This window comes from Pedobacter sp. R-06 (genome assembly GCF_049913135.1).
GTDB lineage: Bacteria > Bacteroidota > Bacteroidia > Sphingobacteriales > Sphingobacteriaceae > Pedobacter.
The window spans coordinates 4,635,251-4,657,143 of the sequence record NZ_CP183977.1 but is presented as its reverse complement, the minus strand read 5'-3'; the positions used below and the strand labels follow the sequence as shown (position 1 = coordinate 4,657,143).

18 protein-coding genes are annotated in these 21,893 nt (G+C 37.8%); 7 read left to right on the top strand and 11 right to left on the bottom strand.

Translation table 11 applies throughout. The annotated features are described in order from the left end of the window. Nucleotides 1-168: 168 nt before the first annotated feature. From rimO to rpmB, 8 genes are all read right to left on the bottom strand, one after another. The gene (gene rimO, locus ACN9MR_RS18585) at nucleotides 169-1,500 is read right to left on the bottom strand and encodes a 30S ribosomal protein S12 methylthiotransferase RimO (protein WP_029276209.1); all 1,332 of its coding nucleotides are present in this window, start codon (nucleotides 1,498-1,500) and stop codon (nucleotides 169-171) included. An 85-nt stretch (nucleotides 1,501-1,585) separates the two neighbouring features. Then, nucleotides 1,586-1,960: a GxxExxY protein gene (locus tag ACN9MR_RS18580; protein WP_426325904.1), complete on the bottom strand. Its 375-nt coding sequence runs from the start codon at nucleotides 1,958-1,960 to the stop codon at nucleotides 1,586-1,588. Nucleotides 1,961-2,093: 133 nt separating this feature from the next. Next, nucleotides 2,094-3,056, bottom strand: coding sequence for a signal recognition particle-docking protein FtsY (ftsY, locus tag ACN9MR_RS18575; RefSeq protein WP_086547660.1), 963 nt, complete (start codon nucleotides 3,054-3,056; stop codon nucleotides 2,094-2,096). Next, entirely contained in the window at nucleotides 3,056-3,472 is a 417-nt protein-coding gene (locus ACN9MR_RS18570; RefSeq protein ID WP_426325902.1) for a type II toxin-antitoxin system VapC family toxin, read from the bottom strand. The genes ftsY and ACN9MR_RS18570 overlap by 1 nt, the downstream gene beginning before the upstream one ends. Continuing rightward, nucleotides 3,473-3,700 (bottom strand): hypothetical protein, encoded by a 228-nt coding sequence (locus ACN9MR_RS18565; RefSeq protein WP_426325900.1) that lies wholly within the window; start codon nucleotides 3,698-3,700, stop codon nucleotides 3,473-3,475. Nucleotides 3,701-3,818: 118 nt separating this feature from the next. Continuing rightward, nucleotides 3,819-3,974: a DUF4295 domain-containing protein gene (locus tag ACN9MR_RS18560; RefSeq protein ID WP_010599808.1), complete on the bottom strand. Its 156-nt coding sequence runs from the start codon at nucleotides 3,972-3,974 to the stop codon at nucleotides 3,819-3,821. Nucleotides 3,975-4,057: 83 nt separating this feature from the next. Beyond that, nucleotides 4,058-4,240, bottom strand: coding sequence for a 50S ribosomal protein L33 (rpmG, locus tag ACN9MR_RS18555; RefSeq protein WP_010599807.1), 183 nt, complete (start codon nucleotides 4,238-4,240; stop codon nucleotides 4,058-4,060). 44 nt (nucleotides 4,241-4,284) lie between these two features. Further along, the gene (gene rpmB / locus ACN9MR_RS18550; RefSeq protein ID WP_025145121.1) at nucleotides 4,285-4,518 is read right to left on the bottom strand and encodes a 50S ribosomal protein L28; all 234 of its coding nucleotides are present in this window, start codon (nucleotides 4,516-4,518) and stop codon (nucleotides 4,285-4,287) included. Between the two features lie 301 nt (nucleotides 4,519-4,819). Between rpmB and acs the strand changes: the two genes are divergently transcribed. Then, entirely contained in the window at nucleotides 4,820-6,715 is a 1,896-nt protein-coding gene (gene acs / locus ACN9MR_RS18545) for an acetate--CoA ligase (RefSeq protein ID WP_426325896.1), read from the top strand. A 65-nt stretch (nucleotides 6,716-6,780) separates the two neighbouring features. Here the strand turns inward: acs and ACN9MR_RS18540 are convergent, their stop codons facing one another. Together ACN9MR_RS18540 and ACN9MR_RS18535 are read right to left on the bottom strand one after the other, a co-directional pair. Continuing rightward, entirely contained in the window at nucleotides 6,781-8,148 is a 1,368-nt protein-coding gene (locus ACN9MR_RS18540) for a RagB/SusD family nutrient uptake outer membrane protein (RefSeq protein ID WP_426325894.1), read from the bottom strand. Between the two features lie 12 nt (nucleotides 8,149-8,160). Next, nucleotides 8,161-11,169, bottom strand: a complete 3,009-nt coding sequence (locus ACN9MR_RS18535) for a SusC/RagA family TonB-linked outer membrane protein (RefSeq protein ID WP_426325892.1) — start codon at nucleotides 11,167-11,169, stop codon at nucleotides 8,161-8,163. Nucleotides 11,170-11,370: 201 nt separating this feature from the next. On the opposite strand from ACN9MR_RS18535, the gene ACN9MR_RS18530 reads away from it, so the two are divergent. Both ACN9MR_RS18530 and ACN9MR_RS18525 read left to right on the top strand, forming a co-directional pair. Continuing rightward, a complete protein-coding gene (locus ACN9MR_RS18530) occupies nucleotides 11,371-11,556 on the top strand; it encodes a CsbD family protein (protein ID WP_029276197.1) in 186 nt (61 codons plus the stop codon). Nucleotides 11,557-11,619: 63 nt separating this feature from the next. Further along, entirely contained in the window at nucleotides 11,620-12,672 is a 1,053-nt protein-coding gene (locus ACN9MR_RS18525) for a glycoside hydrolase family 130 protein (RefSeq protein ID WP_426325889.1), read from the top strand. A 264-nt stretch (nucleotides 12,673-12,936) separates the two neighbouring features. Here the strand turns inward: ACN9MR_RS18525 and ACN9MR_RS18520 are convergent, their stop codons facing one another. Beyond that, nucleotides 12,937-15,870 carry a M16 family metallopeptidase gene (locus ACN9MR_RS18520; RefSeq protein WP_426325887.1) on the bottom strand — a complete coding sequence of 978 codons (2,934 nt, stop codon included), beginning with the start codon at nucleotides 15,868-15,870 and terminating at the stop codon, nucleotides 12,937-12,939. Nucleotides 15,871-16,092: 222 nt separating this feature from the next. Between ACN9MR_RS18520 and surE the strand changes: the two genes are divergently transcribed. The 4 genes from surE (at nucleotide 16,093) to ACN9MR_RS18500 (ending at nucleotide 21,887) form a co-directional block, all read left to right on the top strand. Then, a complete protein-coding gene (gene surE, locus ACN9MR_RS18515) occupies nucleotides 16,093-16,932 on the top strand; it encodes a 5'/3'-nucleotidase SurE (protein ID WP_426325885.1) in 840 nt (279 codons plus the stop codon). 24 nt (nucleotides 16,933-16,956) lie between these two features. Beyond that, on the top strand, nucleotides 16,957-17,217 hold the full coding sequence (locus ACN9MR_RS18510) for a stationary phase survival protein SurE (RefSeq protein ID WP_243854075.1): 261 nt from the start codon (nucleotides 16,957-16,959) through the stop codon (nucleotides 17,215-17,217). A 155-nt stretch (nucleotides 17,218-17,372) separates the two neighbouring features. After that, nucleotides 17,373-18,476 carry a lipid-A-disaccharide synthase gene (gene lpxB / locus ACN9MR_RS18505; RefSeq protein WP_426325883.1) on the top strand — a complete coding sequence of 368 codons (1,104 nt, stop codon included), beginning with the start codon at nucleotides 17,373-17,375 and terminating at the stop codon, nucleotides 18,474-18,476. Between the two features lie 189 nt (nucleotides 18,477-18,665). Beyond that, entirely contained in the window at nucleotides 18,666-21,887 is a 3,222-nt protein-coding gene (locus tag ACN9MR_RS18500; protein WP_426325881.1) for a SusC/RagA family TonB-linked outer membrane protein, read from the top strand. The last annotated feature ends 6 nt before the right edge of the window (nucleotides 21,888-21,893 follow it).

Genomic DNA, 21,893 nt, shown 5'->3' with positions numbered 1-21,893 from the left:
CTGTTTAATTGCAATTAGCCATCAATCTGGTTTAGTGCATCGGTACTTGTTCTATTGTTTAAACGACGATGTGATGGCATTCGCTACAGCTGAAAGCGAATAATTAAATGTTTATAAAAACAAAAACCCCAAAAGCACTGCTTTTGGGGTTTCGTATTTTGTGTTTTTTTAAACTATAGTCCCGTATAAATCGAAATCTTCAGCCCTGTCTATCTTCACATTAACAAAACTTCCGTTAGCGGCATAACCTGTAGCTGCATCGATTAAAACTTCATTGTCAACCTCAGGCGAATCAAATTCGGTTCTGCCAACAAAGAAATCGCCTTCTTTTTTATCTACCAGCACCTTGAAGGTTTTTCCTACTTTTTCTTGATTAATATCGAAAGAAATACCTTGCTGTATTTCCATAATATCATCAACACGTTGTTGTTTTACTTCATCCGGAATATCATCAACCAACGTATGTGCATGCGTTTTTTCTTCATGCGAATACGTAAAGCAACCCAAACGATCGAATTTGGTTTCTGCAACCCATTCCTTCATTTCTTCGAAATCATGTTCTGTTTCGCCAGGATAACCGCAGATTAGCGTGGTACGCATAGCGATGTTTGGCACTTTATCACGGATCTGATTGACTAAATCGATGGTTTTTTGTTTGGTGGTTCCACGGCGCATCGATTTCAACATATTATCGGTAATGTGCTGTAATGGCATATCCAGGTATTTGCAGATATTATCGCGCTCGTTCATGGCATCTAAAATTTCCATCGGGAAACCAGAAGGATAGGCGTATTGTAAACGGATCCATTCGATTCCGGGAACATCCGATAAGCGACGCATCAACTCATCTAACTTACGCACACCATAAAGGTCCAAACCATAATAGGTAAGATCCTGGGCAATTAAAATCAGTTCTTTTGTGCCGTTTTTAGCTAGTATTTTAGCCTCGTTAACCAATTCTTCCATTGGTTTGCTCAAGTGTTTGCCACGCATTAAAGGGATGGCGCAGAAAGAACATGGACGGTTGCAGCCTTCGGCAATTTTGAAATAAGCGAAATGAGAAGGGGTGGTTAGCAAACGTTCGCCAATAAGTTCGTGTTTGTAATTGGCACCTAACTCATGTAATATATTCTGCAGATCGTTAGTGCCGAAAAAGGCATCAACGTTGGTAATTTCTGATTCCAGTTCGGGTTTGTAACGTTCAGATAAACAACCTGTAACCACTACTTTTCCAATTTTACCGGCTTCTTTTAGTTCACTGAACTGTAGAATGGTATCGATTGATTCTTGTTTAGCATTATCGATAAAACCGCAGGTGTTAATTACAACGATATCATCTTTGCCCATCTTGTCTGATTCGTGCACAACATTTAAGTTGTTGCCACGCAGCTGGCCCATCAATACTTCCGAATCGTATATGTTTTTTGAACAACCTAATGTAATTACATTAATTTTAGGCTGCTTAATTGCGCTTTTACTTCTTACTATTTTGGTATTCATATTAATTTTATTTACGCTTCCCTTGCGGTTTGATTCCACAGATTTGGCGATTCCACTGATATTCTGGTGTGGATATTTTAAAGGATTACACAGATATCCTTTTGACCTCACAGCTGGTGTTGCCAAAGTTAATCAATAATCCGGTTTTAATTTTGCTGGCCTTCAAATAAGAGATAAGCTGATTTTGGAATAATTTGGGCTGATAGCCTGTTATGGACTTTAACTCAACAATTACTTTCTGTTCTACTACAAGGTCACATCTAAATTTGCCAACAATCTGGTCTTCAAATATTACAACAAACTCTTTTTCGGTCTCAAAATTTAGCCCAGCCTGCCGAAGTTTAATTTTGAGTGCATTGACATATATTCTCTCCAAAAAACCTGGGCCTAACTGATTATGCACCTCATAGCAGCAACCAATTATAATTCCTGTAAGCTCATGATCTTCATATTCTTCCATTACTTAAATTAATAAAAATCTGTGTGATCCACTAATCTGTGTAATCACCCACGAAGTGAACCTGCAGCTAAATTTTTAGTGAAATCCAACAATCGGTATAATCACCTAAATCTGTGGAATCACGCACGAAGTGTTACTTAAACAAACTGTTTACAAACTCTTTCTTATCAAAAAGCTGTAAGTCGCCTATTTTTTCTCCTACACCAATATATTTAACAGGGATCCTGAACTGATCTGAAATTCCGATTACGACACCGCCTTTTGCCGTTCCGTCTAATTTTGTAATAGCCAACGCATTAACATCAGTGGCTTCGGTAAACTGTTTGCATTGTTCAAAGGCGTTTTGTCCGGTCGAGGCATCTAATACCAATAAAATTTCGTGCGGTGCACCTGGTACTACCTTTTGCATCACCTGTTTAATTTTACCCAACTCATTCATCAAACCGATTTTGTTGTGTAAACGTCCGGCAGTATCGATAATCACTACATCTTCGCCATTAGCAACGGCCGATTGTAGGGTATCAAAAGCAACTGAAGCAGGATCGGAGCCCATAGCTTGTGCCACAACCCTCACGCCAACGCGTTCGCCCCAAAGTTTAATCTGGTCAACGGCTGCGGCTCTAAAGGTATCGGCAGCGCCTAATACTACTTTAAGCCCCGATTCTTTAAGTTTATGTGCCAGCTTTCCGATGGTTGTGGTTTTACCAACACCATTTACACCAACCACCATAATTACATAGGGTTTATGATCGCCATATTCGAACTGACGGAAATCGTTACTATTGTTTTCAGATAAAAGCAACTGGATCTCGTCTCGGAGAATAAAATTAAGCTCAGAAGTGTTTAGATATTTATCTTTGGCAACACGTTCTTCAATACGTTTGATAATTTTTAATGTAGTACTTACACCAACATCAGAAGTTACCAAAACTTCTTCCAGATTATCGAGCACTTCATCGTCAACAGAAGATTTTCCTGCTACAGCTTTGGTAATTTTATTAAAGAAACCATCTTTAGTTTTCTCTAAACCTTTATCCAGCGCTTCCTGAGCTTCAGGTGCAGTTTCTTTCTTTTTGAAAAAATCGAATAAACCCATTAGTTATTTTTATGTTTTTTTAAGAAATCGGTAGGTGTTTGTGCCGGTATTTTACTGCCTGTGAAATCCTTTGTATTCCGGGTTATAATAAGATCAATCTGATTTAGTTCTGCAGCAGCATTTTGTACTGCATCTTCAAAATCTGAAAAATTAGAGTGGATTGCGAAGATGATCGTATCTTTATTAATGCCAAGAATGTTTATCGTACTTATAAGCGTAAGAAGAATATCTATTGTTTTGGCGTGACCTATATTTTTTTTGCAGATGTAATATATATCAGTAAAAGTTGAGGCCAAAATGAATCCATTTATATTTATGTCATCAACTTTGTTCAGTGCCTTGAAAGAATCCTCAAAGAAAGGATGCCTTTTAAGACTTATATCTATAAAAATATTTGTGTCAAATAGAATGTTCATTTACTTATGCTTATCCATAAGATAATCGTATTTAGCCTTATCTGGATCAATTCCTTCCAATACTCCCGAAAATTTGTCAAGAAAATCTTTCATCTTTTTTTTTGGCGCATTTTGAATCACTTCATCCAAAATAATCACTTCAACTTCTTTATTTTTTATATCAAATCCGTCAGGAACAACAATAGTTCCATTTTCAGAAACTTTTGCTTTAAACTTATACGCTTCCATGGTTATGCTTTTTTCAAAGATAATCAATTTTTCCTAACGTAAATTTTACTAACAAAAAAAGCCCTTCCGGTTAAAACGGAACGGCCTTTAATATTTTTAATATTAAAAAATATTAACCTTATTTAGATGCAATAGCATCTTTTACGTGGTCGTTGTGTACGATAAGTTCTTTGAATGAGTAAGCACCAGTTTTTGGTGATTTTACCATTGTAATTACTTTCGAATATTCTTTACCTGTACCTGTTTTAAGGGTTGCAACTACTTTCTTTGCCATGTTCTTATAATTTTAAATGATTGAATGATAGAAGGATTGAATGAGCGGTTAAACCCTCAACCTTAAGCCTTTTACCTTCAGCCTTATTTAATCTCTTTGTGTACGGTTACTTTTCTCAACACTGGATTGAATTTTTTCAATTCTAATCTTTCAGTAGTGTTTTTACGGTTTTTGGTAGAAATATATCTAGACATACCTGGCATGCCACTTTCTTTATGTTCAGTACATTCTAAAATAACCTGAACTCTGTTACCTTTTTTTGCCATTTTAATATAAATTGAAAACTGTTAATCTCAACAGTTAATGTTTTTTACAAAAATCCTTTTTTTACGAAACGGTTAATTGCTTCGCTAATGCCCACTTTATTGATGGTTTTGATCGCTGAAGTAGAAACTTTCAACGTAATCCAACGGTTTTCCTCAGGAATATAAAATTTCTGAAGTTGTAGGTTTGGGTAAAATTTGCGTTTGGTTTTAACGTTTGAGTGAGAAACGTTGTTACCTACCATTGCTTTTTTTCCTGTTAAATCACAAACTCTTGACATGACTTGTAAATATAGTTGTTAATATCGTCCGCTTAATTTTTTTAAGAGTGTGCAAATATCTGAATAATAATTGTAAACAGCAATAGCATAGCTAATTATTTTTGTAATTAATATTTATAGACGGAAAAGGTTAATGCAATGTTTGTTAATGCCAAATATTAAATTCTTCATATATTACATCTATTTAAAATAATTATTTCTTATCAAACGTTTGATATTCATTTTGATACGATTAGACTATTTCTCCTAATTATTATTTATTTAAATTAGCCGCAACTAATCCAAAATATAAAAACGAACAATGCAAATTACATCTTTTAAGCAATACGAAGAAGATTATAAGAAAAGCGTAGAAAACCCGGAACAGTTTTGGGGCGAAGTAGCGCAAAACTTTCAATGGCGCAAGCCTTGGTTCAAGGTATTATCCTGGAACTTTAACGAACCGAATATCAAGTGGTTCGAAGGGGCAAAACTTAATATTACCGAAAATTGTTTAGATCGTCACTTAGCTACCAACGGAGATAAGCCTGCTATTGTTTGGGAACCTAATAATCCTGAAGAAGAAAGTGTTACTTATACTTATAAAATGTTGCACGAACGCGTTTGCCGTTTTGCCAACGTTTTAAAACGTAACGGAGCAAAAAAGGGCGACCGTATTTGTATTTATATGCCAATGGTACCCGAGCTGGCTATTGCTGTTTTGGCTTGTGCAAGAATTGGTGCCGTGCACTCGGTTATTTTTGGTGGATTTTCTGCTAAATCTATTGCCGACAGGATTAACGATTCGCAGTGTAAAGTGGTGATTACGGCCGACGGTTCTTATCGTGGTAACAAACAGATTCCTTTAAAAGATGTAATTGATGATGCATTAATTGGTTGCCCAACCGTAGAAAAATGTATCGTATTAACCCATATCCGTACACCTGTTTCCATGTTGAAAGGCAGGGATGTGTGGTGGGAAGATGAGGTTAAACATGTAAATGATATCTGCGAAGCGGAAGAAATGGATGCAGAAGATATGCTGTTCATTCTCTACACATCTGGCTCTACCGGAAAACCCAAAGGTGTGGTGCATACCTGTGGCGGTTATATGGTTTACGCGGGTTATACTTTTTCGAATGTATTTAACTATCAGCCTGGCGAGGTTTATTTTTGCACTGCAGATATCGGCTGGATTACCGGTCACTCTTATATTGTTTACGGACCGCTTTCGCAGGGTGCTACCTCAGTGCTTTTCGAAGGAATTCCTACTTATCCTACACCATCACGTTTTTGGGATATTGTAGAAAAGCATAAAGTAAATACCTTATATACCGCACCTACAGCTATCCGTTCTTTAATGAGTTTTGGTGAAGATCCATTAAACGGTAAAGATTTAAGCACAATCCGCGTTTTAGGCTCGGTAGGGGAACCGATTAACGAAGAGGCATGGCATTGGTTTGATGAGAAAATCGGACACGGTAAAGCACCTATTGTTGATACCTGGTGGCAAACGGAAACGGGAGGCATCATGATTTCGCCCATTGCTACGGTAACACCAACCAAACCTAGTTTTGCTACATTACCCTTGCCAGGAATTCAACCGATTTTGGTGGACGAAAATGGTGATGAAATTGAAGGAAATGGAGTAATGGGAAATCTTTGTATCAAATTCCCTTGGCCGGGCATGTTGCGTACAACTTATGGCGATCATGAGCGTTGCAAACAGACTTATTTCTCTACTTATGAGAATTTATATTTTACGGGCGATGGCTGTTTACGCGATGAGGATGGTTATTACCGAATCACAGGTCGTGTTGATGATGTGTTAAACGTTTCTGGACATAGAATTGGTACCGCTGAGGTAGAAAATGCCATTAATATGCATGCTGGTGTGGTAGAAAGTGCAGTTGTGGGTTATCCGCATGATGTAAAAGGTCAGGGCATTTATGCTTTTGTAATCTACCCTGAAATGCATAGCGAGGCAGAATTGTCTAAAAAAGATATTTTACAAACGGTTACCCGTGTAATTGGTGCGATAGCCAAACCTGATAAAATATTGTTTGTTTCTGGTTTACCAAAAACGCGTTCGGGCAAAATTATGCGTAGAATTCTGCGTAAAATTGCTGAAGGGGATACGAGTAATTTAGGCGATACTTCTACGCTGCTTGATCCAGGTGTGGTAGAAGAAATTATAGCGGCTGCGGAGAAACTTTAAATTTAAGTTTAAGATAAAACAGAAATGCCCCCGAATTTCGAGGGCATTTCTGTTGATATGTGATTTTAATAACCTGGGTTTTGAACCAAAGCTTTATTCACATTTATTTCACGGTCTGGAATTGGGAAAACCAATTTAGGATCGTTATAAGCAAAGGTTCCGATAGAACGTTTGGTACGTTTATAGTCATGAAGTCTAAAACCTTCATAATCTAATTCCTTTTCGCGTTCGTTTAAGATAATTGCCAGTGTTGGAACAACATCTCCTAATCCAGCTCTTGTTCTTAAAGTATTGATATCGCTCGCTGGGGTAGCACCAATGCTTGTTCCCAATCTAAAATTGCATTCAGCGCGTATTAAATATTGTTCGGTAATTCTACAAACAGGAATGTTATCGTAGAAACTATACCATTTTTTGGTAAATAAACCGGTTCTTGCGCCAGTTCCATCATAAATCATTTCGGTCTGTCTTTTATCCCCTGTTTCGAATGAATCGTAAAATGTGGTATTTACCAATGCATCAGCTCTACCAACATCTCCACCCGTAGCATTTTGATAGCTGGCATAAAAAGTAGCTAACCCATCGTTTGATGTTCCGGCATTGCTTTGTTCGTTCTGTTTGATTTCAAAAATACCTTCACTTGAATTTTTGGTTCTGAACGGTGCTTCAAGAGAATTGGTAATTAAATGATACGGGCTATTGGTAATAATATCATTGGCCATATCCCTTGCTAAAGCATATTTACCCTCTTGCAGATAAACCCTTGCCAAAAAAGCTTTGGCAGCATATTGATCATCAACTGTAGCCAATTTTGTAATGGCCGATTTTAAATCATTTTCTACAGCCGTATAAACTTCTGCAACCGTATTTCTTGCAACACTGTTCGTTACATTATCTATGGTTTTTACTGCCTTTGTAATAATCGGAACGCCTAAATTTGTGTTAGTACCTGATGCATCGTAAGGTAGTGCGTATAATCTTACCAACTCAAAATGCATAATCCCTCTAATAAATAAAGCTTTACCTTCTATTACACTTTTTGTATTGGCATCACTTACTACATTTAATGCAGAAAGTACAATATTCGCAGTATTAATTGTACTATAGGCAGTTATCCAGGTTCTGGTTACATCAGCATTGTTTGATACAATAGCTTTGCTAGCAATGTTGCGGTAAGTAGTAAAACTTCCTCTCCAAGTTAAGTAATCATCACTGGCATAAAGATCGGGTAGAAAAACGAGGTTTGTTCCGTACAGATCGCCAGTTGCTAAGAATGTATAAGCACCGATTAATGCATTTTGCACATCTGCCGTATTATTTAATGCCACATTGGCATCTATATTTTGTTTAGGATCTATTTCTAATTGTTTTTTACAGCTAGATACGCTTAAAACAAGTAGAAATGCAGCTAATATATTTTTATAATTTTTCATATTCTAGTGTTTTTATAAGCCAATGTTTATGCCGAAAGTAATGGTTCTTGCTTGTGGTGGAGTATAAAAATCGTGACCGAGTTGAATGTTATCAGATTGGAGAGAACCGCCACTTGGAGTATTCACTTCTGGATCGTAACCTTTATAACCAGTTATGGTGAATAAGTTAAGCGCAGATGCGTATATCCTTACATTTTGTAATTTATACTTATTTACAAAGGCTCTGGGGATGTTATAGCCAAAGGTTACACTCTTTATCCTTAGATAAGACCCGTCCTGTATCCATCTGGATGAAGGACTTGTTCCATTTCCTTCACCAAACCTTGGTTGTGGTATAGGGGTGTTGGTGTTGGTGGGTGTCCAATAATTTAACTGATCAATGGTTTGGTTGTCAAAATAATCGCCGTTTGCTGATTGAAAAACGCCTGCCATATTGTAAATATCATTACCGCTAACAAATTGCGACTGAATATCCAGATCGAAATTTTTGAAAGAGAAATGATTTCCAAAGCCACCAAAGAATTTAGGGTTTGGATCGCCTAGCTTTTGGTTTTCTGCAGCAGCATAATCATTAGTTGTTTTTGTTCTTGATGCATCAACATAATAAAGTGCGTCGCCATTAGCTGCATCTACGCCTGCATAGGCTTTCCCGTAAAAGTAGCCAAGTGGCTCTCCAACTGATACTCTTCCCAAAAACCTCCCACCAGGATAAATAGGCTGATCATCAACTAAACGCAATACTTTATTCTTGTTGAAAGATATATTAAAAGAAGTTGACCATTTAAATTCTCCAACAAAATTTCTGGTATTTAAGGAGAACTCAAATCCCTTGTTTTGCATATCGCCAATGTTCCTCGTAATGGATGAAAAGCCATTTGTTGCGGCAATCGGTGCATTAAGTAATAAATCGGTTGTTTTCTTTTTATAATATTCAACCGTACCTGAAATCCGGTCTGAGAATAACCCAAAATCTAAACCTACGTTGTAATTGGTTGTGTTTTCCCAGCTTAAATTCGGATCCCCTAACTGGCTCGGGCGCGTACCGCCAACACCGGCATAATTAACACCCCGATATAGATTTCTAGAAGCAAAATCGCCAATTTCTGCATTACCTGTTAAACCATAACTTCCTCTAAGTTTTAATAAATTTAACCAGCTACTCGATTTTAGAAACTCTTCCTGGTTAATAATCCAACCGGCAGAAACTGCCGGGAAGGTTCCATACCTGTTGTTAACACCAAACCTTGATGAACCATCCGTTCTTATCGAAGCGCTTAATAGATATTTTTCTTCGTATTTATAATTTACCCTGGCCAGATACGAAACAAAAGTGTGTCTTGTTTCTGAAGAAGTACCAGCAGAAATGATTGCTGCGCTGGCAATTTTGGTGAAATTATCAGATGGTAATGTAGTTCCTGTTACAGATGAGAACCTGAACTTCGTGTCTTGAAAGGCGAAACCGGCCAATACATTCAGGTTATGTTTTTCGTTAAAGGTTTTGGTGTAATTAAGGGTATTATTCGTGTTGAAGTTTATGGATTTGGCCATATAATCTGTAGAAGAGCCTCCTGTGCTACCGCCATCCTGTGTTTTTGATCCTAAAAACTGTTCTTCTTCCAAATTGTTGAAATCAAAACCATATTCACTTCTAAAAACTAAATCGGGTGTGATTTTTAAACTTGCATAAGCATTGGCAAAAGTTCTGTATGTAGTTGATAGATTTTTACCATTCTCATAATCGATTAAGCTGTTATAATAAACAGTAGAACCATTTAATTGACCTGATGCATCACGTACTGGCTGAATTGGTGGCAAGGCATTTAATTGCAATGGATTTGAGAAAGCATTATCAGTAGGTATACGGTAATTATCTACTTTAGAGATGTTAACTGATCCCCCAATATCTAAAATTTTCGAAACAGTATGGTCTAAACTTAACCGGCCACCAGTACGTACGTAACGGTTGCTAACTATAATTCCATCATTATTATTATAGTTTCCAGAGATCATAAACCTGGTTTTTGCATCTCCACCATTAATATTTAAGCTATATTGTTGTGTGTGCCCTTTTCTAAAAGCTTCGTTTACCCAATTGATATTGTTGTTGCTCGTCCAGTCATCTGTACCGGTATAATCTTTCCACATTTCTGCAGCATTGGCATAGTCTCCATCATCATAGTTATTATATTTAAAAGATGCATCTAATAATTGGCGGTATTGATCGGCATTTAAAAATTCGCCCTTTTTGGTTGGATCACTGAAACCGGCATAATATCCAAAATCGATATTGGTTCTTCCTTGCTTGCCTTTTTTTGTTGTAATAAGCACAACTCCATTCGATCCTCTGGCTCCATATATTGCTGCAGATGCCGCGTCTTTTAAAACTTCCATCGATTCTATGTCATCAGGACTAATGGCCGCAAGCGGGTTATCAGCCTCTGTATAAGTTCCTAATGCCTCACTTACAATAGGAACTCCATCAATAACAAATAGGGGTTGGTTACTTGCCGAAATAGAAGAAATACCCCTTACCCGAATTTGAAGTGCCTGACCCAATTTACCACTGCTAGAGTTGATAAATACACCAGGTGCTTTGCCTTGTAAAGCACTTTCGATGGTTGTTAAGGGCTTGTCTTTCAAATCGGCAGCTGTTACTTTCGCTATTGATCCGGTTACATCTCTTCTGTTTTGCGTACCATAGCCCACCACGATTACATCTGATAGCGTATTGTTTTCCTCATCAAGGTTTACATTAACGGTCTGCCCTGTAATAGGCACTTCTTTTGTTTTGTAACCGATAAAGCTAAAAACAAGAATTTTAGCGTCATCCGAAACGGTTAATTTAAAGGTTCCTGAGGCATCGCTCTGGGTGCCGGTTGATGGTGAGCCTTTTACAAATACGCTAACGCCCGGAATTGGTCCAGAGGCTGACGTAACTTTCCCGGTAATCACTTTGCCTTGTGCGAAAGCAAACGAAATTAAACCGAGAGACAAAATCATACTTGAGAGTAGTTTTTTCATCAAATTGTTAGTTTAGTTAATAATGTTTATTCATTCATAGAAATGATACTCTTAATGTAACTAAAAATATGTAAAAAACCATGTGTATCAGGCCGAAATCAGACCATTGTTTGGTTTAATGTACTTAAATCAAAACAAATAGTGGTGAAAACTGTTAATAGATTTAGAAATTACATTGTTTAAATCAAAAAAAATACGAGCATGGATAAGTTAGAATTAAAAGGAAAGTGGAATGAAATAAAAGGAAAGGTTAAACAAGCTTATGCTGATTTAACTGACGATGATTTAAAACACGAAGAGGGGCAAGACGATGAATTGTTGGGTAAATTGCAACAAAAAACGGGAAAAGGAAGAGATGAGCTTGTGAAATGGATCAATTCATTATAACATCAATCCAATAGACAAACAGGCGATCAATTTGATCGCCTGTTTGCTTTAAAAACATTTTTTATGGCCGATATAGCACAACGGTTCACTCAAAATCCGATATTATCTCCAAAAGATCTCTCACCCAGTAGGGACGGTCTGGAAATTGTTTGTCTGCTAAACCCTGGCGTTTTTATGTTTGAAGGAAAAATTTGGCTATTGATCCGTGTAGCCGAAAGGCCCGAACAAACAGCAGGTATAATCTCTTTTCCTATTTTAAAGAAACATGGAATAGAAATTCTAGCGATAGAAGAAAATGACCCATATCTAAACGCGACCGATCCAAGGGTAATTAATTACAAAGGTGCCGATTATTTAACCACATTATCACATTTAAGGCTCGTTTGCAGTGATGATGGTGTGCATTTTTATCAACCAGCTGGTTATCCTTTATTACAAGGTGAGGGAGAAGATGAAACTTTTGGCATTGAAGATTGCCGTGTATCCTTAATCGATAAAACCTACTATTTAACCTTTACTTCGGTATCTGCCCATGGGGTAGGAGTTGGATTAAGAACAACAAAAGACTGGAAGCGTTTCGAGAAACATGGAATGATTATTCCACCGCACAATAAGGACTGTGCCATATTTGAAGAACGCATTAACGGTAAATTTTACGCCTTACACCGGCCCAGCAGTGTGGCGCTGGGTGGTAATTATATCTGGCTGGCCGAATCTCCCGATGGCATTCATTGGGGTAAACACAAATGTATCATTAAAACCAGGCCTAACCACTGGGATAGTGCACGTGTGGGCGCCGGGGCAGCGCCCATAAAAACAGCCAGCGGATGGCTCGAAGTCTATCATGGTGCAAACGGAAAACATCAATATTGTTTAGGAGCCTTTCTAATGGATTTAAATGACCCATCGAAAGTGCTGGCCAGAACTGAAGAGCCGATTATGGTGCCAACAGCAGATTACGAACTGCATGGTTTCTTTGGTGAAGTGGTATTTACAAACGGCCACATCGTTAACGGAGATGAATTAACAATTTATTATGGTGCCGCTGATGAGTTTGTTTGCGGGGCTAAGTTTTCGATACAGGAGATTTTGGATGCACTGGTTTTTTACCACTAAGGCACAAATACATAAAATTGTTTTTCTGCATCACGAAACCAATGACCTTAATTGACACGGAGGCACGGATTAACACGGAAGATGTTATTGTTTTACCACCAAGATGCAAAAGACACAATTGTTTTCTTCGCATTATGCAACCAATGGCCAATGAACTATTGAACTAAACAAAAAAGCGATCCCCGTTTCCGGAAATCGCTAGTAATTTTGATATTAAGGCATCAGGTTCTACCTTAACCTTCTGCCTTCCTACCCGCTACCTTTTTAGTATCCAAAAATCTGCTCCAGGCTTAGTTTAGTTACCGGACCAAATTTTGCTAAATCAGCCATGTTGATTTTCTTTTCGGAAGCCACGATACAATAACTGTAAGGTTTGCCTGAAAGATTGGTCTGGTGGAATGATTTTACATCATTAAAAGTCAATGGTTTTAAATTCGCGTATTCATCAACTCTTGAGTCGTGATCAAAGCCTAATTTTTTATCTGCCAAATAGCTATAGATAATTCCGTCTTTGGTGATACGGCTGGTTTCCAGGCCATTTAATGAGTTGGTTTTTGATAATGCAAATGATTTATCAGACTCTGGTAAAGTGGTTAATAGCTCATTCATACCGGCAACTGCTTCATTCATTTTATCTGCCTGTGTACCTACATAAGCAATAATGGTATTTTCTTTTTCTTTAGTATTTGGAGAAGAATATACCGCAAAAGTAGAATATGCCAAAGCTTTAGACTCGCGAATGGTTTGGAATACTACTGAACCCATGCCACCACCGAAATAGTTGTTAAATAAGGCAATTTTTGCTGCATTGGCAGGATCGTATAATCCACCATTGCGTACCCAACGGATTTCTGCCTGTACCATATCATAATCGGCAAAGTAAACTTTGTTCGAATCAGTTTTGGTGTACACAAATTTCTTAATTGGTGCAGCATCAGTAAATTCTTTAGCCAATGGGTGTGCTTTTACGATATCAGCAGAAAATGCTGCTAAAGTTTTAGGACCATAATAAGTAATGGTGTGTTTATAATTGGTAAGGTTATGTAAGAGATAGATCAAATCTGCCGATTTCATATTTTTGATCTCATCATTGGTTAATCCATAATTGAAAGGATTATCGGCGCCATACTGTGCATAACTCATTAAACCACCAAGAATAGACGATTTATTTAATTTTGCGTTATCTCTCGATTTTAACAAACGGCCTTTTAAATCTTCTAAGGCTTTTTCATTTGCTTTGCAATTTGCCAGCACATCTTCCAGCAAGGCAACAGCTTTATCAAAGTTTTCTTGTAAGCCGCTGATGGAGACTGTAGTTACATCGGTACCTACGTTTATGCTATAGCTACAGGCAATGTTGTAAAATGCTTTACTGATGTCCTCTGCCGAATATTTATCGGTACTTAAGAACGCTAAATATTGAGCGGCATAAGGCAATAACTTGTAGTTGTACGAGCCCATATCAAAACGGTAACTCATACGGAAAATACCATTTTCGGTGTTTTGAACTGTAATTACATCAGCAATACCTGCTTTACCGAAATTAAGATCTTTGGTATAATCTAAAAATTTAGGTGCGATCGGTTTTACCGGAGCGGCAATGATGTCTTTTGTGAATGGAGAAACCTCATTAACATTGGTTTTTACAGCGGTAATGGCTGGCTTTTCTACTTTGATGATGCTTTTATCTTCGCCTTTATGTTTTAAGATCGAAACATAGTTGTTGATGAAAAATTTATTGGCAAAATCTACAATTTCCTTTTTGGTTACTTTAGCCATTGCATCGGTTGAGGCCAGGGTTTTATCCCACTCCGTACCACGGTTTTGGATAAAGGCATTCATCGCGAAATCTGCACGAACATCGTTATTATCGAAGCTTTGTAACTCCGCTAGTTTGATGTTTGCAACAGTTGCTTTAATCAAACTTTCGTCGAATTCGCCTTTTTTAAGCAGTTCTACCTGCTCTAACAATAATTTTTGCGCTTCTTCTAAACTTTGTCCGGCTTTAGGTGAGCCAGATAAAATGAAGATTCCATAATCTTTCATTGAGTTATAACCAGCGCTTGCCCTCAACATTTTTTGTTGTTTATTGATGTTGATATCCATTAAACCCGCTTTACCGTTGGCTAAAATGCTGCCGATTAAATCTAACAATAAACTTTGGTGCGTATTTTGGGCAAAACCCCTGTAAGCAACATATAAATTTTCGGCACTTGGGCCATAAATATCAACCGTTTGAGTCTGTGTTAACGGTTTCTCTGGCGCAGGGTTGTAAAGCGACAAAGGTTTTGGAACCATATAGGCAAAATCTTTGTCGATTTTTTTGATTAAATCATCATAATTAATATCACCACTCATAATTAGCGCCATGTTATTTGGCACATAATATTTGTTGTAGTATTTTCTGATTTCGATTAAGGATGGATTTTTTAAATGCTCAATAGTACCAATGGTGGTTTGTTGTCCGTAGTTATGTGTCGGAAATAATGCATATAACATTTTCTCATACATTTTACGGCCATCGTTATCCATACCGATGTTTTTTTCTTCGTAAACAGCTTCTAATTCTGTATGGAAGATACGGAAAACAGGCGCGCGGAAACGTTCTGCCTGCACAGCCAGGAATTTATCAATGGCATTTGATGGAAGATCTTCCTCGTAAACGGTTTCTTCTACCGAGGTGTGGGCGTTGGTAGAGTTGCTCCCGATCGATTTCATCATTTTATCGTATTCGTTTGCGATAGAATAATTAGAAGCTTCGCCCGAAGTTTTATCAATTTCCTTATAAATCTCTTTACGTTTAACCGGATCGGTTGTTTTATTGTAGGTTTCGTAAAGTGCTTCGATCTTATCTAAAAGTGGTTTTTCTTTGGCATAATTTAGGGTTCCGAATTTATCCGTTCCCTTAAATAAAAGATGTTCTAAATAATGCGCCAGGCCAGTATTGGTACGCGGATCGGTATTACTGCCCGCTCTTACCGCCATTTTATAGGTAATATTAGGCTCTTTATTGTTCTGAGATAAAATTACTGTCAAACCGTTTTTTAGCGTATAAAAACGTGTTTTGGTCGGATCGTTGGTTACATACCTGTAGCTAAAGCCACCAGAAGTTCCTGTTTTCCATTGATAGGTTGTTTGCGCCTTCGCTAAGGAACCTGTAATTAGAAAACAAGCCAAAGTAAATAGTTTGAATTTCATTGAATTGGTTTTGGTTTATGATAATGAGTGCGTACCTGTTCGTTTAAGCGTGATCTCAAATACAGCCTTCATTTTTAATAAGTTATTTATCCAAATATATATGCTTTCTGGCAGGGAATGAAATAATTTTGATTTCAAAACTAAAAATCTAGGAATAAATGATTTTAGCATATAAATCATGGCTTATTGTGCCTTGAATTTATAATCTGTATTTTTACCGGCATGACAAAGCAGGGCACAAAACCAAATATTTTAGTTGTAAATGATGATGGGATTACAGCTACGGGCATAAAGAATTTAATGGAAGTAATGCAGGAGCTGGGCAATGTAGTGGTGGTTGCGCCAGATAGTCCGCAAAGCGGAATGGGACATGCCATTACAATAGGTAAGCCGATCCGTTTTGATAAGGTTGATCTTTATGCAGGTGTAGAAATGTATAAATGCAGTGGAACCCCGGTTGATTGTGTTAAGATTGCTGTAAATAAGATTTTTAAAGGTAAAAAACCTGATTTATGCGTATCGGGAATTAACCATGGACTAAATAATTCGATTAATGTACTCTATTCAGGTACCATGTCTGCTGCAGTAGAAGGAGCAATAGAAAAAATTCCATCTATTGGTTTCTCTTTAGATGATTTTGCCGCCGATGCCGATTTCAGTCATACCAAAAAATACATTAAAAATATCTGTGAGCAGGTTTTAGCGAATGGTTTACCAGAGGGGACCCTTTTAAATGTGAATTTCCCGAAAGGAGATCAGCTGAAAGGCGTTAAGGTTTGCCGTCAGGCCAATGCAAAGTGGATGGAAGAATTTGATGAAAGAACTGATCCTTACAAACGACCATATTATTGGTTAACCGGTGTTTTCGAAAATTTTGATAAAGGAGAAGATACCGATGTTTGGGCATTGGAAAACAATTATATTTCTATTGTTCCGGTCCAGTTTGATTTAACCGCACATCACGCTATACAGACTTTAAACAGTTGGGATTTCATAGGCAAAAATGATTCGAAATCTGCGGGCACTAAAGTTTCGGCACCCGATGGTATTAATTTAGGTTAAGCGCTTGCCCTTATGATTGATCGATTGAAAAGATTAAATAATTCTGTATGGATAGGTTTGGGCATTGGTTTGCTTGTGCCAGCAATATTTTGTTCTATTGCCTGGTACATTATTCACCATGTTGCTTCCCTCGCTAAAGCAGATTTGTTATATATTGGTGGTATTGCAATAAATGCTTATACCATGCAATACTTTTTTAAATACAACAAAGAAAATATTGGTAGAGGCATATTGGCCGCAACGTTTTTGTGTGCTTTTGTATTTTTTGCATACAAAGTTTTTTGAAAAAAACAGGCGTCATTGCGAATTGAAGAAGAGGGTTGTGAGCTAGTGTGAAGCAATCTTTTCAGGGCAACCGGGATTAAGGGATAAATAATAACATTAAAGATTGCTTCGTCGTGCCTCTTCGCAATGACGATATTGTTATAACAAAAGAAAACATGAAGTACTACCTCGTAGCCGGAGAAGCCTCAGGCGATTTACATGGCGCCAATTTAATGAAAGCCTTAAAAGTTGAGGATGGTGAAGCTGTGTTCAGGTATTTCGGAGGTGATAAAATGGAAGACGAGGGTGGAGTACTGGTTAAACACTATGCCGATATGGCTTTTATGGGCTTTACTGAAGTAATTCTAAATTTAAGGACCATTTTCAAAAATCTTAGAGCCTGTAAGGATGATATTTTAAAATGGAAGCCCGATGTGCTGATTCTGATTGATTTTCCTGGTTTTAATTTAAAAATCGCGGAGTTTGCAAAGGCCAATGATATTAAAGTATGTTATTATATTTCGCCTAAAGTTTGGGCATGGAACCAAAAACGGGTGTTGAAAATCAAAAAGGTTGTCGATCATATGTTTTGTATCTTGCCTTTCGAAGTAGATTTCTACAAGGAATGGGGTATGAAGGTAGATTATGTGGGCAATCCCTTATTAGACGAAATTGCGCAATTTACGCCCGATTTAAATTTCCGAGCAAACAATCAGATAGGTACTGAAAAAATCATTGCCTTATTACCTGGTAGTCGCAAGCAGGAAATAGAACGTTTACTCCCGGTGATGCTAAGCATTACCGAGAACCATCCCGATTATATTTTTGCCATTGCAGCTGCACCAACTTTTACCGAAAGTTATTATCGACAGTTTACGGGAGATAAAAAAGTTCATCTTCTTTTTAACAATACCTATAATTTATTGCACCATGCCCATGCTGCAATTGTAGCTTCAGGAACAGCTACGCTAGAAACAGCTTTGTTTAAAGTGCCACAGGTGGTGGTTTATAAGGGCGGAACCATTTCAATTGCCATTGCCAGGATGCTGGTGAAAATTAAGTTTATTTCGCTGGTTAATCTTATCGTAAACAAGAAGATTGTAACCGAACTTATTCAGGAAGATTGTAGCAGCCAAAAGGTAAACGAAGAACTCAAAATTATCTTAACAGGGGAGGGCAGGAACGAGATGTTAAAACATTACGACGAGCTGCTTTTACTCATGGGAAAACCCGGCGCTTCGGCAAAAACAGCCAGGTTAATTTCTTTATACCTACAATAAATTTGTATTTCCACAAACGTAACATTTTAAGAGTTTTTTATTTTTTTTAAAACAAAACCGCGTTTAAGGCGTTACTAAATCGTTTTGCGGAAATCATAACTATAACTAATTAATCTCATAGCTCTTATTAATTTGGTGAAAATTTGGCCGCATTGCGTAACTAATTATAAACTAAACTAGTGAGTGCCAATGAAAAACATTTTACTCAGGACGACAGGATTCCTATGCCTTGTCCTACTTTCAAGCCCCCAGTTGTTTGCGAAAATCACGAGCGAAAAAAAGAATTTTAATCGCTACTATTTTCAGCAGGATACAACTAAAAAACAAGACACAACAAAAAAAGTCCCGGTGGCTAAACCTGCTGATTCTGTAAAAGTACCACCAAACCCGCTGGGTGGCTCGCGCCCGGTTACTGCCCCGGCACCAGCCGCAACTACAACAGCGCCTGCCACACCGGCAAGTACAGCTCCTGGAGCATCAGCAGCCCAAAAAACAATTACGGGTACCGTTGTAGACGAGCAGAAAATCGGTTTACCTGGCGTTGGGATTAAAATCCAGGGTAAAACCGGTGGTACCGTAACACAGGAGAATGGTAAATTTAGTATAAATGTTACTGCCCCTACCGATGTGCTGGTGTTTAGCTATATCGGTTACCAAACTAAATCCGTTCCGGCCGGTAATGGGGCAACGCCGTTAACCATCAATTTGGTGCCGTCTCAATCACAAAAATTAGATGAAGTAGTGGTGGTTGGTTATGGTACATTAAAAACAAAAGAAGTTACTTCATCCGTTGCCCATGTAGATACTTCGCAATTTAGGCAAAGTGGAGCCCGGAACGCTTTGGATCTGGTTCAGGGTAAAGTTGCAGGATTGAATATTACCAGAGGGAGTTCAAATCCTAACGCTGGTCCAAGTGTGCAACTAAGGGGGGTTGTTTCTGTAACGGGAAGTGCAAGTCCGCTTTTCGTTATCGATGGTATTCCTGGTGGTAATCCCGATCTTTTACAGCAAGATGATATCTTATCTATAGATGTTTTAAAAGACGGTTCTGGAGCAGCAATTTACGGTACCAGTGCCAATGCCGGAGTAATTTTAATTACCACCAAAAAAGGAAAACCAGGTGCTCCGACTTTTAATTACTCATCATATGTAAGGAAAGAGTTTATCCAAAACCGCTTAGATTTTTTAACAGCGGATGAGTTTAGGCAAAAAATTGCTTCGAAAGAAATTAATGCAATTGATTATGGTGGTAGCGAAGATCTGTACGATCGATTGGTTAACCACGATAACCTGTCACAAAACCATAACCTTTCATTATCCGGAGGATCTGACAAAACAAGTTACCGTGCAAGTATAAACTACAGGGATTTACAAGGCATTGCTTTAGAAAATGGCCGTAAAGAGTATACTTTAAGGCTAAATGTAAATCAAAGAGGATTGAACGATAAATTGAATGTCCAGATGAACCTGGCCACTAATTTTAACAATGCCAACCTGCTTGCGAACGGAACAAAAATTGATTTTTTTGATAATGAACTCACAGGAAGCGGTTGGGAAGAGGAAGCAACAAAAAATCCAACCAAGCTTATTTATAATCCTGATGGTTCTTTTTATTACGATAATCAGAGTACCAATCAATTTGCCCGTTTGTTTCAAGAAACAAGTTACCGTAAACAACAAACCAGTTCTGCAGATATTAAAGCTGATTTAGATATTGTTAAAGGTTTAAAAGGAACTGTTTTTGGTTCTGTACAACGAGATAGTTATATAGATGGTGGCTATGCAAATATTGCCAGCGAAAATTCTGTAGAGAACAGTGATTATCCTAATGGAGGTTATGCTTTTAAAAATAACTTCCTGTCTCAGAGTTTTGCCTTAGAGCCAACATTACAATATACCAAAACCATTGCAGATAAACATTCATTTACTGCATTGGCAGGCTACAGTTATCGCTATTATATCGAAGAAGGTGCAAAAGCGAGTAATCGTGGTTTCTTAAACGATCAATTCCATGAGGATAATTTAAATGCCGGCCAGGCACTGGCCGATGGTAAAGCATCGATGGGAAGTTTTAAAAATGACAATACCCTAATCGCTTTCTTTGGCCGTATTAATTATGCATTTGATGGAAAATACCTTGCTCAGTTCATTTTAAGAAGAGAAGGATCATCAAGGTTCGGAGACAACAACAAGTGGGGAAATTTTCCGGCAGTATCATTGGGGTGGAATGTAACCCAGGAGAAGTTTATGGAGAATGTTAAATGGGTTAACAATTTGAAATTAAGAGCGGGTTATGGTGTAACCGGTAATTCAGGTTTTCAAAACAATGCCTCAAGGGTTACTTTAAGTACCGGCGGAAAATATTTATATCCCGATGGTGCATACCGCGAAACGTATGGCCCTAGCCGAAATGCAAATCCGTTTCTTAAGTGGGAGAGCAAACGCGAGTTAAATATTGGAGCTGACTTTACTTTATTCAATAACAAGCTAACTGGTGCTTTAGATGTATTTAAACGTACAACCAAAGATTTGTTAGATACCTACACCACACCTCAGCCACCTTACGTGCAATCGAGCATTTTTGCCAATGTAGGACAGATTTCATCAAAAGGTATAGAACTTGCCTTATCATACCAGGCAATCAAAACCAAAGACTTTACTTTTAGTATGGACTTTACAGGAAGCACCATCAAAAATACACTAGATTCATACTCTAACGATATTTATACAGTTAAATATAAAACTTTTGGTGGCATTGGTGGAGCCGGAGATCTTGGTGATGCCATTACCACTTACGAAGGGGAAGATGTCGGTATTTTCTATGGTAAACGTTTTGCAGGCTTTGATGCAGATGGAAAATGGTTGTTCTATAACCGCAATGGGCAGGCCGTACGTAACGACCAGATCAATTATTCAAAAGATAAAAACTTAACAGACCTTGCCCCAATCGGAAATGCTATTCCAAAATATTATGCCTCGTACACCGCAAACTTTACCTATAAGAATTTTGATTTCAGGGTATTCTTGCGCGGTAAATTCGATTATCAGATCTTAAATACCACTGCACTTTCTTATGGTAACCCATCTATCTCAGGGATTAACTATTTAAAAGAAGCATTCGGAAAGTATAGCCAGATTAATGATACCTATATGTATTCTGACTACTATTTGGAAAATGGAACCAATGTTAAAATCGATGAGGTAACCATCGGTTATAATTTCAAACTTAAAACCAAAATGGTACGTAACATCCGCGTATATGCAACCGGGCAGAATTTGGCTACAATAACCGGATATTCAGGTAACGACCCTGACTTTATTCAAGATACAGGTTTGGGGCCAGGTATCGATAATCGTGGTGCTTACCCAAGTACCAGATCATTCTTATTTGGTGTTAATGTGGGCTTTTAATTATAT

What these genes read in the sequence shown, in the direction of transcription:
- rimO (WP_029276209.1), bottom strand. Translation starts at nt 1,500, where the DNA reads ATGAATACCAAAATAGTAAGAAGTAAAAGCGCAATTAAGCAGCCTAAA.
- ACN9MR_RS18580 (WP_426325904.1), bottom strand. Translation starts at nt 1,960, where the DNA reads ATGGAAGAATATGAAGATCATGAGCTTACAGGAATTATAATTGGTTGC.
- ftsY (WP_086547660.1), bottom strand. Translation starts at nt 3,056, where the DNA reads ATGGGTTTATTCGATTTTTTCAAAAAGAAAGAAACTGCACCTGAAGCT.
- ACN9MR_RS18570 (WP_426325902.1), bottom strand. Translation starts at nt 3,472, where the DNA reads ATGAACATTCTATTTGACACAAATATTTTTATAGATATAAGTCTTAAA.
- ACN9MR_RS18565 (WP_426325900.1), bottom strand. Translation starts at nt 3,700, where the DNA reads ATGGAAGCGTATAAGTTTAAAGCAAAAGTTTCTGAAAATGGAACTATT.
- ACN9MR_RS18560 (WP_010599808.1), bottom strand. Translation starts at nt 3,974, where the DNA reads ATGGCAAAGAAAGTAGTTGCAACCCTTAAAACAGGTACAGGTAAAGAA.
- rpmG (WP_010599807.1), bottom strand. Translation starts at nt 4,240, where the DNA reads ATGGCAAAAAAAGGTAACAGAGTTCAGGTTATTTTAGAATGTACTGAA.
- rpmB (WP_025145121.1), bottom strand. Translation starts at nt 4,518, where the DNA reads ATGTCAAGAGTTTGTGATTTAACAGGAAAAAAAGCAATGGTAGGTAAC.
- acs (WP_426325896.1), top strand. Translation starts at nt 4,820, where the DNA reads ATGCAAATTACATCTTTTAAGCAATACGAAGAAGATTATAAGAAAAGC.
- ACN9MR_RS18540 (WP_426325894.1), bottom strand. Translation starts at nt 8,148, where the DNA reads ATGAAAAATTATAAAAATATATTAGCTGCATTTCTACTTGTTTTAAGC.
- ACN9MR_RS18535 (WP_426325892.1), bottom strand. Translation starts at nt 11,169, where the DNA reads ATGAAAAAACTACTCTCAAGTATGATTTTGTCTCTCGGTTTAATTTCG.
- ACN9MR_RS18530 (WP_029276197.1), top strand. Translation starts at nt 11,371, where the DNA reads ATGGATAAGTTAGAATTAAAAGGAAAGTGGAATGAAATAAAAGGAAAG.
- ACN9MR_RS18525 (WP_426325889.1), top strand. Translation starts at nt 11,620, where the DNA reads ATGGCCGATATAGCACAACGGTTCACTCAAAATCCGATATTATCTCCA.
- ACN9MR_RS18520 (WP_426325887.1), bottom strand. Translation starts at nt 15,870, where the DNA reads ATGAAATTCAAACTATTTACTTTGGCTTGTTTTCTAATTACAGGTTCC.
- surE (WP_426325885.1), top strand. Translation starts at nt 16,093, where the DNA reads ATGACAAAGCAGGGCACAAAACCAAATATTTTAGTTGTAAATGATGAT.
- lpxB (WP_426325883.1), top strand. Translation starts at nt 17,373, where the DNA reads ATGAAGTACTACCTCGTAGCCGGAGAAGCCTCAGGCGATTTACATGGC.
- ACN9MR_RS18500 (WP_426325881.1), top strand. Translation starts at nt 18,666, where the DNA reads ATGAAAAACATTTTACTCAGGACGACAGGATTCCTATGCCTTGTCCTA.